Genomic DNA, 504 nt, shown 5'->3' with positions numbered 1-504 from the left:
GGCCGGGCGCGGGGTCAAAGTCTCGCACAATGCGGTGTGGCTGTTCCTGCGCCGCGAGGGCCTGAGCTTCAAAAAAAACGCTGTTCGCCCTTGAGCAGGCGCGCGCTGATATCGCCCGCAGGCGCCAGCGATGGCGATCCTGGCAGACCGGCCTCGATCCGCAGCGCCTGGTCTTCATCGATGAGACCTGGATCAAGACCAACATGGCTCCGCTGCGAGGTTGGGGGCCGAAGGGCAAACGGCTGCGCGGCCTGGCTCCGCACGGCCACTGGCGCACGTTGACCTTCCTTGGCGCGCTGCGCTGGGATCGGCTCGCGGCTCCTTGCGTCTTCGACGGCCCGATCAACGGCCAATGCTTCCGTGCCTATGTCGAGCAGCAGCTCGTCACCGTTCTGAAGCCTGGCGACATCGTCGTCATGGATAATCTGGGAAGTCATAAGTCGGCAGCCATCAGGCAGATGATCAAGGCTGCCGGCGCCAGGCTTTGGTATCTGCCGCCCTACT

Annotated in this window: 1 pseudogene; it reads left to right on the top strand. The window is 64.3% G+C overall.

Features of this window, described 5'->3' with window-relative positions:
- Window positions 1-504: pseudogene (locus NKK51_RS32400) on the top strand (IS630 family transposase); the annotation flags it as partial.

Origin of the sequence: Mesorhizobium sp. M0011 (genome assembly GCF_040324155.1) — a bacterium.
In the GTDB taxonomy this organism is placed as follows: domain Bacteria; phylum Pseudomonadota; class Alphaproteobacteria; order Rhizobiales; family Rhizobiaceae; genus Mesorhizobium.
Note: the sequence above shows the minus strand (reverse complement) of the source record. Positions and strands in the feature narration are given on the sequence as shown.